At 71.7% G+C, this 14,866-nt stretch carries 13 protein-coding genes and 1 pseudogene; 12 read left to right on the top strand and 2 right to left on the bottom strand.

Annotation, left to right across the window (positions count from 1 at the left end; genetic code table 11):
• The 7 genes from ACFCV8_RS31185 to ACFCV8_RS31155 all read left to right on the top strand — a co-directional run.
• On the top strand, nucleotides 1-345 hold a 345-nt coding region (locus ACFCV8_RS31185; protein ID WP_376688846.1), incomplete at its 5' end, for a carboxyl transferase domain-containing protein.
• Nucleotides 346-405: 60 nt separating this feature from the next.
• Nucleotides 406-1,017 carry a ScbR family autoregulator-binding transcription factor gene (locus ACFCV8_RS31180; protein WP_376688845.1) on the top strand — a complete coding sequence of 204 codons (612 nt, stop codon included), beginning with the start codon at nucleotides 406-408 and terminating at the stop codon, nucleotides 1,015-1,017.
• 668 nt (nucleotides 1,018-1,685) lie between these two features.
• Complete coding sequence (locus ACFCV8_RS31175; protein WP_376688844.1) at nucleotides 1,686-4,973, top strand: condensation domain-containing protein; 3,288 nt, start codon at nucleotides 1,686-1,688, stop codon at nucleotides 4,971-4,973.
• A 454-nt stretch (nucleotides 4,974-5,427) separates the two neighbouring features.
• Nucleotides 5,428-6,258 carry a BTAD domain-containing putative transcriptional regulator gene (locus ACFCV8_RS31170; RefSeq protein ID WP_376688843.1) on the top strand — a complete coding sequence of 277 codons (831 nt, stop codon included), beginning with the start codon at nucleotides 5,428-5,430 and terminating at the stop codon, nucleotides 6,256-6,258.
• Between the two features lie 158 nt (nucleotides 6,259-6,416).
• Nucleotides 6,417-7,238, top strand: coding sequence for a BTAD domain-containing putative transcriptional regulator (locus tag ACFCV8_RS31165; protein WP_376688842.1), 822 nt, complete (start codon nucleotides 6,417-6,419; stop codon nucleotides 7,236-7,238).
• A gap of 496 nt (nucleotides 7,239-7,734) precedes the next feature.
• On the top strand, nucleotides 7,735-8,691 hold the full coding sequence (locus tag ACFCV8_RS31160) for an aromatase/cyclase (protein ID WP_376688847.1): 957 nt from the start codon (nucleotides 7,735-7,737) through the stop codon (nucleotides 8,689-8,691).
• 264 nt (nucleotides 8,692-8,955) lie between these two features.
• Nucleotides 8,956-9,591 carry a ScbR family autoregulator-binding transcription factor gene (locus tag ACFCV8_RS31155; protein WP_376688841.1) on the top strand — a complete coding sequence of 212 codons (636 nt, stop codon included), beginning with the start codon at nucleotides 8,956-8,958 and terminating at the stop codon, nucleotides 9,589-9,591.
• A gap of 34 nt (nucleotides 9,592-9,625) precedes the next feature.
• On the opposite strand, the gene ACFCV8_RS31150 is transcribed toward ACFCV8_RS31155, so the two are convergent.
• Nucleotides 9,626-10,297, bottom strand: a complete 672-nt coding sequence (locus ACFCV8_RS31150) for a ScbR family autoregulator-binding transcription factor (protein WP_376688840.1) — start codon at nucleotides 10,295-10,297, stop codon at nucleotides 9,626-9,628.
• 225 nt (nucleotides 10,298-10,522) lie between these two features.
• Here ACFCV8_RS31150 and ACFCV8_RS31145 point away from each other — a divergent pair, with 225 nt between their 5' ends.
• Nucleotides 10,523-11,482, top strand: a complete 960-nt coding sequence (locus ACFCV8_RS31145; RefSeq protein WP_376688839.1) for a ScbA/BarX family gamma-butyrolactone biosynthesis protein — start codon at nucleotides 10,523-10,525, stop codon at nucleotides 11,480-11,482.
• 534 nt (nucleotides 11,483-12,016) lie between these two features.
• Here the strand turns inward: ACFCV8_RS31145 and ACFCV8_RS31140 are convergent.
• Complete coding sequence (locus ACFCV8_RS31140) at nucleotides 12,017-12,487, bottom strand: MarR family winged helix-turn-helix transcriptional regulator (RefSeq protein ID WP_376688838.1); 471 nt, start codon at nucleotides 12,485-12,487, stop codon at nucleotides 12,017-12,019.
• 147 nt (nucleotides 12,488-12,634) lie between these two features.
• On the opposite strand from ACFCV8_RS31140, the gene ACFCV8_RS31135 reads away from it, so the two are divergent.
• The 4 genes and pseudogenes from ACFCV8_RS31135 to ACFCV8_RS31120 all read left to right on the top strand — a co-directional run.
• Nucleotides 12,635-13,846 (top strand): MFS transporter, encoded by a 1,212-nt coding sequence (locus ACFCV8_RS31135; protein ID WP_376688837.1) that lies wholly within the window; start codon nucleotides 12,635-12,637, stop codon nucleotides 13,844-13,846.
• A gap of 86 nt (nucleotides 13,847-13,932) precedes the next feature.
• Nucleotides 13,933-14,355 (top strand): heme-binding protein, encoded by a 423-nt coding sequence (locus tag ACFCV8_RS31130; protein ID WP_376688836.1) that lies wholly within the window; start codon nucleotides 13,933-13,935, stop codon nucleotides 14,353-14,355.
• The gene (locus tag ACFCV8_RS31125) at nucleotides 14,355-14,702 is read left to right on the top strand and encodes a nuclear transport factor 2 family protein (protein ID WP_376688835.1); all 348 of its coding nucleotides are present in this window, start codon (nucleotides 14,355-14,357) and stop codon (nucleotides 14,700-14,702) included. Before ACFCV8_RS31130 ends, ACFCV8_RS31125 begins: the two co-directional genes overlap by 1 nt.
• A 15-nt stretch (nucleotides 14,703-14,717) precedes the next feature.
• Nucleotides 14,718-14,866: pseudogene (locus ACFCV8_RS31120) on the top strand (aldo/keto reductase); the annotation flags it as partial.

Raw genomic sequence — 14,866 nt, 5'->3', positions numbered from 1 at the left:
GCCTACGGCGGCGCGTACATCGTCATGGACAGCCAGTCCATCGGTGCCGACCTCACCTACGCCTGGCCCACCAACGAGATCGCGGTGATGGGCGCGGAGGGAGCCGCCAACGTCATCTTCCGCCGCCAGATCGCCGACGCCCCCGACCCCGAGGCCATGCGCCAGAAGATGGTCAAGGAGTACAAGGCCGAGCTGATGCACCCGTACTACGCGGCCGAGCGCGGCCTGGTCGACGACGTCATCGACCCCGCCGGCACCCGCGAGGTGCTGATCAGGTCCCTGGCGATGCTGCGCACCAAGCACGCCGATCTGCCCGCCCGCAAGCACGGCAACCCCCCGCAGTGACCACCGCATCACCACGGCGGTCGTAGACATCTCGCCGTCGATGGCCCCAGGAGAAGTCGAATGGCCCAGCAGGAACGTGCGGTGCGCACGAGGAAGGCGCTGATCGATGCCGCGGCCGCAGTGTTCGCGAAAGAGGGGTACGTGCCCTCGTCGCTCGCGGCAATCAGCAAGCGGGCAGGCGTCAGCAACGGAGCACTGCACTTCCACTTCGCGAGCAAGAAGGCGCTCGCCCGCGCGGTCGAGGAAGCGGCCACGGACGTGGTCCATGAGCTCGTCCGGCTCTCGGGAGGCGCGTCGGCCAGTGCGGTGCAGGCACTCGTCGACGCGACGCACCGGCTGGCGGTCCGTCTCTCGGACGACATCGTCGTCCGGGCCGGATTCGAGCTCGGCGCCGAACGTGTCCTGGGGGCCGGCGCCGGACTGGTGCGGACCTGGCACGGGTGGGTCGAGGAGACGCTGCACCGCGCCGAGGCGGAGGGGCACCTGGCTCCCGGAGTCTCACCGGGCGACGTCGCGGCGGTGGTCGTGGCGTTGACGGTGGGTGTCGAAGTGCTGGCCGGGGATGATCCGCAGTGGCTGGCCGAGCAGCGGATCGCCGGGGTCTGGGAGCTGCTGCTGCCCGGCTTCGTGACCGAGAACGCCCTGGTGCATGCCCGGTCCCGCAGCGAGTGAGAGCGTGTGTCCGGATGCGGGTGACGGCGTGGCCGATACGGAAATGCGCGGCATCGCATATCAGCGGTTCCGCGTTCGAAAGAGGCGTCCGGAAGAGGCCTTCGGAAGAGGCCTTCGGAACCGGAAGGGGCCTTTGGACAAGGCCTTCGGGAAGCCCGCTCCGTACGTGATGTCGCGGGCACACGCGTATGCCCGGAATGACGCACACGGCCACGGGAAGAGAAAAGTGATGTCCGTGGCGGAAAAGGGAGGGAACCGATGCCGATTCCCTTCCTGTCAGGGGATTCCGCGGGCTCGGCAACCGGTCACCGCTCCGCTGCGAGTATCCGCGTTCCGCCTTGATGAGCTGCGCGGATGCGTTGAAGTGCCGTCTGCTGCAGTGAGGCTCGAGCCTCCTTCGAGCACGCGGTGCCATGGTGATGCGCGGCGGCAGGGCCGCCCCGCGGCCCGTCCTCCGCATTCCCCCCGCCAGGAGGGCGGGCCACTATTTCCCGAGTTCCTGATTCCGCCCCCTGGATTTCCGGTCGAACCGGGCCGTCCGGCTGAGGTCCGATCGGGGAGCACTCCAGGTGCGCTGGAGGAATCGGGCGCGCCGCGCGGGCGCGGCTACCGTGCCGAGCAGGGAAAAGCTTTTCGCTGCGTGAGAGGGGGCAGGGGCCCCGCCCCGAATGCCGATGAGCCACGGCCGCGCCACCGCCGAGCGCTGCACCGATGCGTCGATGACCGTGATCGTCGACGCCGGGCAGTCGCCCCTTCATGTCCCGCCCGTCCTGGAGGTCCGGGGCCCACTGGCCGAGGGCCGGGTCTCCGCGGCGCTCGACCATGCCGCCATGCGTACTCCCGGCGGCCGCACATGGCGTCACAGCCTGCAACGGCTCGGGCCCGACCATCACCTGCTGCACGTCGAGGCGCAGCCGGCCACTGCGGCGTCCGGTGACGCGCACGAGCGGGCCGGTGTCTTCCCGGCCGGTCTCGTGGCCGATCTGCTCACCTCTCGTGACGGGCCCGCCGTCCCTCTCGCACCGGCCCAGCTCGACCTGATCCGGCGCGCCGAGGACGACCGGAGCCCGCACCTCTTCAGTGCGCTGAACGCGGCCGAGCCGTTCGACCCGGCCGCGGTGGACCGCGCCCTGCGGGCCCTGGCCCGGGCGCACCCGCTGCTCAGCGCCCGGATCGGCACGACGGAGGGCGGCAGCATCCATACCGTGCCGCTCGTGTCCGCGGCCGCCTGCGTGGACCTCACCGGCGTCGCGCGGGCCCGCGAGCACGAGGCCGTCGCCGTCGCTGCCCGCGGCCTGGACCCCGCCGCCGGCGGCACGCTGTGCGCCCTGCTGCTGCGCAGGCGGCGCAGGCTTGTGGTGGTGGCCCACGAACTCGTGGTCGACCAGCTCTCGTTGGACATTCTCATGGCCGAGCTCCGGGCCGCCCTGGCCCGGCCCGGCGAGGAACCCGCGGCCGAGGACGTGCGGTACACGGACTGGAGCGCCGCGCTGCCCGCGATGGCCACCGATCCCCGGGAGACCGATCGCTGGCACGCCGTTGCCGAGGGCCGCGCCGCCGCCCGCGCGTTCCGCCCGCGTGCCCCGCTGCCCGTCGGTGAGCCGCGCCGTCACCCCGGTTTCGCCCTGGGCCGTGCGGCCACCGGGCGGCTGGCCGGAGCCGTGCCCCGGCGCTTCGGCCTCACTCCTGCCCAGCTGCTCACCGGGGCCATGGGACTGGCCCTCATCCGGTGGCGGGGCACCGGGTGCGCCTCCTTCGACGTGTGTGTCGACGGCCGGCAGGGCGGTCCGGCTCTCGCCCGGACGGTCGGACCGCTCGTCGAGACCGAGCCGGTGCTGCTCGAGGGCGGGCGCGACGAGAGCGTGCGCCAGTTCGTCTCCCGTGTCGCCGCGGGCCTCGGCGACCTGGGACGTGGCGCGTTCGGCGCGTTCCGGGAGCACGCCCCGGGCCCGATGCTCCGGCTCGCGCTGCGCGAACCCGTACCGGTGCTGGTGCGGTTCACTCCGGACGCGCACGTGCGCGCGGTGCGGCAGCCGCAGCGGGACGCCGTCGCGTACGCGCTGGACGTCGACGCCCGGACACGTGGCGGCCGGCTGTGCGTCGGGCTCGACTGGCTGCCCGCCGCCCGCGACGGCATCGGCGAGGAGTCCGCGGCCCGGCTGCTGGCCGTGCTGCGGGACGTGCTGGACGAGCTGGCGGGCAGTGCCGCGGTCCCGCCCGCCACGACGAGGCCCGTCACCGCCAGCCCGGTGCAGCACGAACTGCTGGCCGACGCCGAAGCGCATCCCGGGACCGGGCGGCAGATCGAGCAGCTGAGCTGGATCTGGCACGGGCCGTTGGATCACGCCCGGTTCAGGGCGGCGTGGCAGGGTGTCTTCGACCGGGAGGCAGCCCTGCGGGCCGCCTTCGGCCACGGCCCGGATCCCGTGATCACCATCCACGACCGGATCGTGCCGGACGTGGTGCGGATGGCGCATCCGGGCGCCGGGCCCGACGCTCTCGCGGACGACCGGCGGCGCGGACTCGATCCGCGCTCTCCGGGGCCGTTGCGGATCACGCTGTTCGACGGCCCCGGCGGCGACAGCACAAGGGCGCAGGCCACGCGGGTGCTGCTCACGTATCACCTGGCGCTGCTCGACACCTGGAGCGTGCGCCTGCTCGTCGCGGAGTTCTACCGCGCCTATCTGTCGGACGGCCCGCTGCCGGGCGGTGACCGGCGTCCGGACGTACGCGACTACGCGCGCTGGGTCGAGGCCCAGGACCTCGCCGCGGCACGGGACTTCTGGCTGCGCTCCGGGCTGCGGCCCGCGGCCTCGGTGGCGGCCCATGTCACCTCCTCACCCGTCGCCTGGGAGACCGGTTCCGCACGGGCACGGGTGCGGCTCAGCTCCGTCGAGGCCGCCCGTCTGGACGCGTGGGCCGCCCGGTGGGGTGCCACGGAGAGCGGCGCGCTGCAGGCCGCCTGGGCGCTGCTGCTGTACCGGGCCGCCGGAGCGGAGGGCTCGCTGCCGGTGCGGTTCAGCGTGGCGGTCTCCGGGCGGGGCATCCCGTTGGAGGGCGTGGAACTGCTGCCCGGGGCGCTGCGCAACTCGCTGCCCGTCTCGGTCGAGGTCGACCCCGCCGCCACGGTGCCCGATCTGCTGGCCGCCCTGCGGGACCAGGCCATCGACCTGTCGTCGTACGAGTGGGTGTCGGCGGGCCAGATCCACGACTGGACCGGCACGGCGCCGGACGGGTCCCCCGGGTCCGGGCGGGCCGCCGAGAGCCTGCTCGTCTTCGAGAGCGGTCTGGATCCGCTGCAACGGCTCGAGCCCACGCTCGCCGCGCACGGCATCCGCATGGAGTTTCCCGAGATCACGGGTGCCGCGAACGCCTTCCCGGTCACGCTGGTCTCGCGGCGCGACGCGGCCGGCGGCCTGGTGCTGTCCGTGATCCACGACCGCTCCCGGCTGACGGACGGCACCGGTCTGCTGACCGACTGCGCCGACCTTTTGCGTGAACTGCCCCACGAGGCCGACGAGTCGAGACCCATCGCCGAACTCCTCGACGGGCTGTCAGTGACGGCGCCCGCCCAGCCCCCCTTCCTGACGCTGCGCCGGGGCGAGCGGAGGGGCGGGATCATCTGTCTGGTGCCGTCGCCGGGCGCTCCCCGGGCCTGGTACGCCCGGCTGTCGCGGCAGTACACGGGGCCGGAGACGGTGCTCCTGCTGCGGCTCTCGCCGGAGGGGCCCCGGGCCTGGCACGGGGCGCTGCGTGCCGTGGCCGGGGCGGACGAGCCGCTGCTGCTCGTCGCCTTCTCGGGCGGTGGGGCGGGCGCCTACGAGACGGCCCGCCGTCTCGCGGAGGACGGATCGCGGGCCCGGACCGTGGTGCTGACGGCGGACGCCGCGGGCGACGAGACGGTGGGCGATCTGGCGCGCCTGCTGGGCGAGGCCACCCGGCGGCTCGGCGGCTGAACGCAACGGCCCGTGCCCCGGTCCGGCCGGGGCCACCGTACCGGCGCGCTCGGACGGGGCGGTCGCTGCCCGGCGGTCCCCGGGCACAGGTCCTCTGGCCGTTCGGGCGGCCGGGACTCGCGACCTGCTGGAGCGTGGCTCGTCCTGCGGGGCAGAAGGCCCACAGTCCGGGTTGCGAGCCCCTCGATAATAGACCGCAAGGTCTCTTTATCCGCGCCGCAGGAGCGCGAGTACTGCGCGCCTCACCGCCCACCTCTTGCCCATACGCCCATGTTTGACCGTTCAGGCGCCCTCTTTCCCGCCTGGAGGATCCTTGGCCGCGTGCGAGAGAATTCTAAAACAGCACGGTTGGTTTTATATTGACAAACCGTTCGACCTGTTTTTAACTCGACGCACCGAGACATGGACGCGGCCTCGGGCGACTGATGACTCGTGCACGAAGAGGGGAAACGGCGTGGACATCGAATTGCTGGGCACGTTGGCCGTGACGGAGAACGAGGTCTCGGTGACGCCACGGGCGCCCAAGCCGCGACAGGTGCTGGCCCTGCTGGCCCTGCGTGCCGATCAGGTCGTGCCCGTCGCCTCGCTCATAGAGGAGCTCTGGGGGGACCGCCCGCCGCGCAGTGCGCGCACCACCCTGCAGACCTATGTACTGCAGCTGCGGGAGATGATCGCGGCCGCCCTGCGGAAGGACCCGCAGGGCGCTTCGGCGCGTACGCCCAAGGACGTGCTCGCCACCGCTCCTGGCGGCTATGTGCTCCACACCTTCGACGGCTCCAGCGACGTGCGCGAGTTCGAGCGGCTCGCCGGGCTCGGCTACCGGGCCATGGACGGGGGCGACTTCCCGCGCGCGGCCCGCGAGTTAGGGGACGCCCTCGCGCTGTGGACCGGCTCCGCGCTCGCCGACGTGCAGGCGGGGCCGCAGCTGGAGATGGAGAGCCGGCGCCTGGAGGAGAGCCGGCTGTGCGCGCTCGACCAGCGCATCGAGGCCGATCTGCGGCTCGGCCGCCACCGTGAGCTCCTCGGCGAGCTGACCGTGCTGGTCAGCCGCTACCGCACGCACGAGAACCTGCACGCCCAGTTCATGCTCGCCCTGCACCGCTCGGGGCGCCGCAGCGAGGCGCTCGACGTGTACCAGCGGCTGCGGACGACTCTCGTACGGGATCTGGGACTCGAGCCCTCCTCCGGACTGCGGCGGCTTCAGCGGTCGATCCTGATGGCCAATCCGGAGCACACCTCGGAGACGCTCGGTACCGACCGCGAGCGGCTGACCCGGGTGGGCTGACGGCCGCATCGGGCGCCCTCCGAGCGGCCGACCGGCCGCCTTGGAGCGGGGCTTGAACCGCAGTGGAGATACGGGGGGCGGCCGGGCGAACACGGCTACCGTGCGATGCGCCGGTGGTGTCGCACCACCGCGGACCCGACCGGGTATGGGAGGAAGCCATGCAGATCCAGGTTCTGGGCCCGTTGAGCGCTGACGTCAACGGGGTGTCCATCGTACCGACCGCCGGCAAGCCGAGGCAGATTCTCGCGCTGTTGTCGTTCTACCCGGGCCGGGTCGTGCCCGTGTCCACGCTCATGGAGGAGATCTGGGGAAGCAACATGCCCCAGAGCGCGATGACCACGCTGCAGACGTACATCCTGCAACTGCGCCGGCGCCTGGGCACCGCGATGGGACCCGACGCACCCGGCAGCGCCAAGGAGGTCCTCGCCACCCGGCACGGCGGATATCTGCTGCAGGTGTCCCCCGAGTGCGTCGACGTGCACCGCTACGAGCAACTGGTCACCGCGGGGCAGGCGTCGTTCGAGGCGGGCGACGACGAGCGGGCCGCCGCACAGTTCCGCGACGCGCTCGGGATGTGGGAAGGCACCGCCCTGGTGGACGTGAGCACGGGTCCGATCCTGGAGATCGAGGTGATGCGCGTGGAGGAGAGCCGCCTCGTCACCGTCGAGCGCCGTATCGACGCCGACCTGCGGCTCGGCCGGCACTCCGAGGTCATCGCGGAGCTCGCCGACCTGATCGCCCGGCACCCCCAGCACGAAGGGCTGCACTCGCAGGCGATGGTGGCCCTGTACCGCTCGGGGCGCCAGGCCACCGCCCTGGACGTCTACCGCAAGCTGCGCCTGCGGCTCGTCGAGGACCTCGGCGTCGAGCCCTCGCCCCAGCTGCAGCGCCTGCACCAGGCGATGCTCGCGGTCGACCCTGCCCTCGACGTCATCCGCGGCCCGCGCCGCGGCTCCACCTTCAACCTGTACGCGGCCTGATCCCGGTCCCCCTTCGGGGCGCGCCCGCCGGTGTGGCCGCCGGCCCGGGCGACGGCGGCCGGTCCGCCCGCGCCCGACCCCGCAAGGACGGGACGGCCCTCCCCTCCTCTTCCTCGTCGCCGCTCCCCCGGACCGGCTGCCGGCCCCGTCCGCGGCACCGGTCGAGCGCCCTTCGACGATTCCTCGAGTGCTCCGGCGGACGGTGAGTGCGTCCAGCGGCGTATGCCCGCCCCGCCGGAGCCGGAGGAGCACGCGCATTGTCGACCTACCGTGAGACATCGGCCGGCCAGAACTCCGCCTTCCCGGGCCGGGAGCCCGGTGGCGCGAGCCGCGCACCGCTCCTCGGACCCACTGACGGCCTCCGGCCCGAGACCATCGGCACCAGCCTCGACAGGACGCCTCCGCGGGCCCGCCGGGGAACGCGGGCGCCCGACGTCCTGCCGAGGTCCGGACAGTCACCGACCTTTGCCGAGGAATCGAGGAAGACGTGAACGTGGTGCCGATCGGGCCGGTACACCGCACGGTGCACTCCGTCCAGGTGGACGCGGCAGCCGGAGTCGTCTACGGACTGGTCGCGGACGCGACGCAGTGGCCGCTGCACTTCCCGCCGAACGTGCACGTGGAGCGGCTGGAGTTCGACGCGACACACGAGCGGCTGCGGATGTGGGTCGTCGCCAACGGCGAGGTCCACTCATGGATCTCGCGGCGCCGGCAGGATCCCGTGCAGCGGCGGATCGAGTTCCGCCACACCCTGCCGCAGGCACCGGTCGAGACCCTGCACGGGACCTGGACCGTCGAGGAACGGCCAGGCGGCACCTGCCTGCTGACGCTGCTGCGCGACTTCACGGTCGTCGGCAACCGCCCCGACGACGTGGCATGGGTGAAGAGGGCCTGCGACACCAACTCCTGCGCCGAACTGGACAACATCAAGCGCCTCGCCGAGCGCTGGAGGCACCTGGACGACCTCGCCCTGTCCTTCGAGCACTCCGTGCGGGTCAGGGGGCCGGCCGAGCTGGTCTACGACTTCCTGTACCGCGCGGGCGACTGGCCCGGCCTGGTCCCGCACGTCTCCCGCCTGGACCTGACCGAGAACAGTCCCGGCGTCCAGACCTTGTCCATGGACACGCGGACGGCCGACGGCACGACGCACACCACCGAATCGGTGCGGATCTGCTTCCCGCACGCCGGGCGCATCGTCCACAAGCAGACGGTCACGCCCGACCTGGTGGAGGCGCACACCGGCGAGTGGTCGGTGCTGCCCGACGAGAGCGGCGTGACGGTCGTCTCGCAGCACAGCGTGGTGCTGCGCGAGGAGGCGGTGACGCGGACGCTCGGCCCGACCGCCGACCTGGCCACGGCCCGCCGGTACGTGCGCCAGGAGCTCGGCCGGAACGCCACCACCGTCCTCCAACTGGCCAAGAGGCACGCGGAGTCGGCGATCCGCGTGCTGTGACGTGCCGTCCTCACCGCCCCGGCGGGCGGGCCCGGAGGACGGGCGCGTGATCACCCCCCACCCACCAAGCCAGTCGACCGGTTTCCATTGACATACCGTCCGTCCGGTTTATAGAGTGCTGATATTGACCCGGCGACCCGGCTTCCGTGCGGGTGGGTACGGGGCCGAGGTGGTCGCGGGCCCCGCGGATGCCGCACTCCTCCTGCCGACGCGCCGGGGCGGCAGCTGTCGGCCCGTTCCCGGAGGATGAGGTGGAGCAGCGCGATGGTGAAGCAGGAGCGTTCCGAACGCACGCTGGAACGGCTGGTGGTGGCCGCGGCCGAGCAGTTCGCCGACCACGGCTTCGTCAAGGCGACCCTCGGTGACGTGAGTCGCGCGGCCGGTGTGACGAAGGGGGCTCTGTTCTTCCACTTCCCCACCAAGGACGAACTGGCCAACGCCGTCCAGGCGCGCGGCCGGGACGTGCTGGAGTCGATGATCGAGGACCTGTCCGGCACGCAGGTCCCGCACCTGCAGATCCTGGTGGACGCCACGCACGGTCTGGGGCGCCTGCTGCGGGAGGACCCCTTCGTCAGGGCGGGTGTGCGCATCACGCGGGAGCGGCTGGGCGGGAGACCCGATCCGATGGACTTCTATCCGCTGTGGCTGGGGCGGCTGTGGCGGCTGCTCGAGGAAGCCCGCAGGAACGGCGAGTTGGCCGCCGACGTCGCCGACGCGTCCGCGCATACGCTCGTCACCGCGGCCGTCTCGGGCGTCGAGATCATGGCCTGGATGGGCGTGACCGCCGACGAGAGCGGGAAATGGCTCGGCCATCTGTGGGAGTTGGTGCTTCCGCTCCTGACCCCGCCGGGCGGTGCCGGGCTGATCCGGACCGCAAGGCCGTCCGTGGTTTCCCCGTGAACCGACGGAGAACGGCCTCGCGGACCCCGGTGAATCAGCCGGAGCTCTCCAGGGCGTCGATCGCTTCCCACAGTCCCGGCGATCCGGCGGGCAGGAAGCGGGAGGCGCGGCGCGGCGGGACGATGCCCGGCAGCAGCCAGGTCCACATGTCCGTGATCCGCTCCTTCAGGTCGTTGCGGGAGGTGCGCACCTGGGAGGCGATCTGCACGCCGGCGAACGCTCCGACGACGTACACCGCCAGATCCCCGATGGCGACCTCGGGCTTGAGGTCACCGCGCCCCTGGGCCTGCGCCAGCATGTCGCGGACGGATTCGACCCACCTGTTGTAGAGCGTCGGATCGGGTTCGGTGAACGAGCCGAGCTCGATGACGAGCCGGACCCCGGCCCGTACCCGGGCGCTGGTGCGCAGGCCGTACGCCATCTCGTGCGTGAGGTCGATGGCGGTCTGCACGCCGGGGACGTCGTACCGGGCGACGTAGGGGGTCGCCTCGAACTGGGTCGTCATCGTCATCAGTTCCTTGGCCAGTGCTTCCTTGGACTGGAAGTGGAAGTACATGGCCCCCTTGGTGACGCCTGAGTGCTTGGCGATGTCGGTGAGGCTCGTGCTACCGAACCCCATCGCGTCGAAGGCGATTGCCGCCCCGTCCAGGATCGCCTCCCGGGTCGCCTCGGCGCGCTCCTGTCGAACCCTTGTCGCACCAGTCACTGTCGCTTCTCCGTCCCGTTGCGTCCCGGCGTGGATGGTGGTCTTCCATCCTTCCGGTGATCGCCGGGATCTGTCGTAGATCCAATCTAGCTTCCTCTAGCAAAAAAATACCAGTCGGCTAGTATTCTCTTCCAAGCCTCACTGCACCTTCTTGGGCATATGCCGCCATGTCTGCCCTGTTCAAAGCGCGATCATCAGGTTCAGCTTCCACGAGGAGAGTTCAGGATGAGCACCCTTCTGCAAGCCGACCGGCCGCATTGTGCGAGAGCCGAGAAGCCCGGCCCCGAACTGTTCGAACAGACCATGCCGCGCAGCCTGGTTCACCGGGCCGCCGTGTCCGAGGTACTGCTGACCGGCTGGCAGGCCACCGAGGACATCCAGTACCTCGGCGCGCAGTGGTCCCGCGGGCACAGCTACTACGGCCGCGTCGACGGCCGTTGGCACGACCCGATGCTCTTAGCCGAAACGATTCGGCAGGCCTGTCTGCTACTTGCCCACGAGGCTCTGGACGTCCCGATGGACTTCAGCTTCCTCACCGAGTCCACCGCGTTCGCCGTCACGGAGGAAGGGGTGCGCCTGTCGAGGCCCTGCCGCCCCGCCCACGTGGTCCTCCACATGCGCCTCGGGGACGTCAAACGGCGGGCCGGAGTGGTCAGTTCCTTCGGGTACGACGTCGTGGCGCACCGGGACGGTGTGCCGTTCGGAACCGGTCGGCTGAGCGGCAAATGCGCTTCACCGGCCGTCTACCGCCGGCTGCGCGGCGACCGGCTGGGGGCGCAGCCGCCGCGTACGACCGTCGAGCCCGTCGAGCACGGACTCGTGGGCAGGGACTGCGAGTTCGACGTCGTGATCGGCGCGTCGGCCGACGCCGGTGTCCATGCGCTGCGGGTCGACGCCGAGCATCCGGTGCTCTTCGACCACCCCGTCGACCATGTGCCCGGCATGGTGCTCATGGAGGCGGCGCGGCAGGCGGCCCTGCTCGCCGTGGGCGCGCCCCAGAGTCTGCTCGTGTCCTGCGAGACGCACTTCAAGCGCTACGTGGAGTTCCACATCCCCTGCCTCGTGTCGGCCGACAGGCCCACGCGCGACAACGACGGGCGCTGCACGCTCACCGTCCGTTTCCACCAGGGCGGCACCGAGGTCGGCACGTGCAAGGTGTCGCTCATCGCGCCGAGCGGCAGCTGAGCGGGGAGTGACCCGCCGGCACCGTTCGCCGGGGCCCGGCGGGCCGGGGCGAGCGGTGCCGTGCCCGAGCGTGACGAGAAGCGGCGACCGGAGATCCGCCGGGCACCGGCGGACTCCTCGGCGCCGGGCCGGACGCACGACGACGGGCGAGGGGGCCGGGCACTCCAGCCGTTCGCCACGGCACGCGCCTGCCGCGTGCGTGTCCCCGGGCGTCCGAGCACCGGGCTCCTGCCGCCCCGGCGGGCGGGAGCACCCGTCCGGTGTGCCCGCCGGCTTCGTCGCCCAGGCGATTTCGGCGGGCGCCGCGAGGCCGCCGGAGACCTCGTCGCCGGGCGCGAACCGCTCGGCGTCGAGGCCGGCCCGCCCGGCCATGGCGGAAGCGTCCCGGACGGGCGCCAGGAAAAGCGCTTCTCCCGCGGTCGCGGCGGGGCCGCCTCCATCCGTATCAGTGCCTCGCCGGGGCCGCTTCCCGGGTCCGGGAGGCCGACGGGCCGCGGCGCTCCGGGCCGCCTCGTCCGTCGAGGGTGCCTGCTTTCACGCGGCGGCCATCGTCGGTACCCACGCGGTTTCGACGGTGCGTACCAGAGGTTCCAGGCGGGGGTCCTCGGCCGCTTCCCGCAACGCCGTGCGCAGGGCCTCCTCGCTCGTCGGGCGGGCTTCGCCGAGCAGTTCGAGGCCGGCCCCGGTGACGTCGGTGTAGATCCCGCGCCGGTCGGTGGGGCACAGGTAGCGCCCCAGGAGTCCGCGGTCCTCGAGGCGGGTGACCAGACGGGTCGTCGCGCTCTGGCTGAGCAGGACGGAGTCGGCGACCTGCTTCATCTGCAGGTGCCCGCCCTCCCCGTCGTGCTGGCGGCTGAGGACGTCGAGGAGCGAGTACTCGCGCACGCTCAGGCCATGACCTGCCTGCAGGGCGCGTTCGAGGTGGGACTCGATTCTTCCGTGCAGCACGGACAGCGCGCACCAGCCGTGGGCCAGGGCGGTCAGTGCGGGGGCGGTGGCAGTCAACGGGGCCTCCTTCGTCGGACCGTTCTCAATCATTGCATACGCCGAATATATGCGTAACAACTTAGTCGACGTTTGCTTTATGCCGCGCATGCAACTATTGTCGTGTGACGTAAGTGCTCAACGCAAGAACTTGGAAGGTAGCTCCCCATGCCTCTCGCGCTCCTGGCCCTCGCCATCGGGGCCTTCGGGATCGGCACCACCGAATTCGTGATCATGGGTGTGCTGCCCCAGGTCGCGGGCGACTTCGGCGTGACCATCCCGTCCGCCGGCTGGCTGGTCTCCGGTTACGCCCTGGGCGTCGTGTTCGGCGCGCCGCTCCTGACCGTTCTCGGCACCAAGGTGTCCCGCAAGAAGATGCTGATGTTCCTGATGACGCTGTTCGTCATCGGTAACGCGCTGTCCGCCCTCGCACCGAGTTTCGGCGTCATGCTCATCGGCCGGATCGTGGCCTCCCTGGCGCACGGCGCGTTCTTCGGCATCGGCTCCGTGGTCGCGGCCGACCTCGTCGCCCCGGAGAAGAAGGCCTCGGCCATCTCCCTGATGTTCATGGGCCTGACCGTGGCCAACATCGTCGGCGTCCCCGGCGGTACGTACCTCGGCCAGGCCGCCGGCTGGCGCGTCACGTTCGCCGCCGTCGCCGCGCTCGGCATCATCGGTTTCCTCGGCGTCGCCAAGCTGGTGCCCGAGGCGGGCCGACCGGATTCGGTGACCGTGAGCACCGAGTTCGCCGCATTCCGCAACGTACAGGTGTGGCTGGCCATGGCCATGACCGTCCTCGGCTACGGCGGTGTCTTCGCCGCGATCACCTACATCACCCCGATGATGACCGAGGTGGCCGGCTACACCGAGGGCGCGGTGACCTGGCTGCTCGTCCTCTTCGGTGTCGGTATGTTCCTGGGCAACCTCCTCGGCGGCAGGTTCGCCGACCGCAGGCTCATGCCGATGCTCCTCACCACCCTCGCGGCCCTCACCGCCGCGCTGCTGCTGTTCACCGCGACCGCCCACAACAAGGTGCTGGCCGCGATCACCCTCTCCCTGATCGGCGCCCTCGGCTTCGCGACCGTCCCGCCGCTGCAGAAGTGGGTGCTCGACCAGGCCTCGGCCGCTCCGACCCTGGCCTCCGCCGCCAACATCGGAGCCTTCAACCTCGGCAACGCCCTCGCGGCCTGGCTCGGCGGTGTCGTGATCGCCGCGGGCCTCGGCTACACCTCCCCCAACTGGATCGGCGCCATCCTCTCCGGCACAGCCCTGCTGCTCGCCCTTCTCGCCGCCCGCCTCCACCGCCGTGCCCAGGCCGCCGAACGCGTCGTCGCAGGGCCCGCCGGGCGCCTGAGCACGCCGGAAGCCGTCCCGAACTGACCTGGACGCACCACCGCGGCCCGGTTCCTCCCGCCCGCGCCCGGCCTCCGTCCGGCCCCCTCTCCTCTCCCACAAAGGAATCCGTCATGAGCACCACCACCCCTGTCGCCCCGCTGACCACGCAGGACGCCGAAGCCCTCGTCACCGCCGCGCGGCGCGCCGCCGACGCCGCGGGAGTCACCGTGAGCGTCACCGTCCTGGACGCGGGCGGGCACCTGCTGGCCTTCCGGCGGGACGACCGGGCGGTGCTGATCTCCGGCGAGACCAGCACCCGCAAGGCCTACACCGCCCTTCAGCTCGACGCACCGACCGCGGACCTCGTCGACCTCGTCAAGCCCGAGGGGCCGTTCCACTCCCTGCCCACCGCGCTCGACAAGCCGTTGCTGTTCATCGCCGGGGGCGTCCCCGTCCACCGCGACGGCCGCCTCATCGGTGCCGTCGGCGTCGGTGGCGGCGCCCCCGAGCAGGACCACGGCTTCGCCGTCGCGGCCATCGAGCGGCTGTCCTGATGCCCCGCACCCCGCAGGAGGTCTTCGCCGACCACGGGAAGCGGCTCGGCACCGGGGACCTCGGCCTGATCACCGCGAACTACACCGAGGACGCCGTCTTCGTCACCCCCGAAAAAACCCTGACGGGCCACCCGGGCGTGCGGGAGGGAATCGGCCGCCTCCTGGCCGATCTCCCCGACGCCGACTGGCAGTTGACCCCGCGGTTCGCCAAAGACGTGCTGCTTCTGCAGTGGACCGCCACCACCCCCACCCACGAGGTCACCGACGGCGTCGACACGTTCGTCTTCCGTGACGGTCTCATCAGCGCCCAGACCGTCCGCTACACCCTCTCCCCCCGTACCGACTGAAAGGCCGCACGCACCATGGCACCGTCCGTCATCCCCACTGTGAAGCTGAACAACGGCGTCGAGATCCCCCAGCTCGGCTTCGGTGTCTTCCAGGTCCCCGACGAGGAGACCACCACCGCCGTCGCCTCCGCCCTCCAGGCCGGCTACCGCAGCATCGACACCGC

Source organism: Streptomyces sp. NPDC056347, assembly GCF_042262625.1.
Taxonomy (GTDB): domain Bacteria; phylum Actinomycetota; class Actinomycetes; order Streptomycetales; family Streptomycetaceae; genus Streptomyces.
This window is presented reverse-complemented; position numbering and strand designations above follow the sequence as displayed.

Bases quoted from the DNA above. Each gene is read 5' to 3' on its own strand.
- ACFCV8_RS31180 (WP_376688845.1), top strand. From the start codon at position 406: ATGGCCCAGCAGGAACGTGCGGTGCGCACGAGGAAGGCGCTGATCGAT.
- ACFCV8_RS31175 (WP_376688844.1), top strand. From the start codon at position 1,686: ATGCCGATGAGCCACGGCCGCGCCACCGCCGAGCGCTGCACCGATGCG.
- ACFCV8_RS31165 (WP_376688842.1), top strand. From the start codon at position 6,417: ATGCAGATCCAGGTTCTGGGCCCGTTGAGCGCTGACGTCAACGGGGTG.
- ACFCV8_RS31155 (WP_376688841.1), top strand. From the start codon at position 8,956: ATGGTGAAGCAGGAGCGTTCCGAACGCACGCTGGAACGGCTGGTGGTG.
- ACFCV8_RS31145 (WP_376688839.1), top strand. From the start codon at position 10,523: ATGAGCACCCTTCTGCAAGCCGACCGGCCGCATTGTGCGAGAGCCGAG.
- ACFCV8_RS31135 (WP_376688837.1), top strand. From the start codon at position 12,635: ATGCCTCTCGCGCTCCTGGCCCTCGCCATCGGGGCCTTCGGGATCGGC.
- ACFCV8_RS31130 (WP_376688836.1), top strand. From the start codon at position 13,933: ATGAGCACCACCACCCCTGTCGCCCCGCTGACCACGCAGGACGCCGAA.
- ACFCV8_RS31125 (WP_376688835.1), top strand. From the start codon at position 14,355: ATGCCCCGCACCCCGCAGGAGGTCTTCGCCGACCACGGGAAGCGGCTC.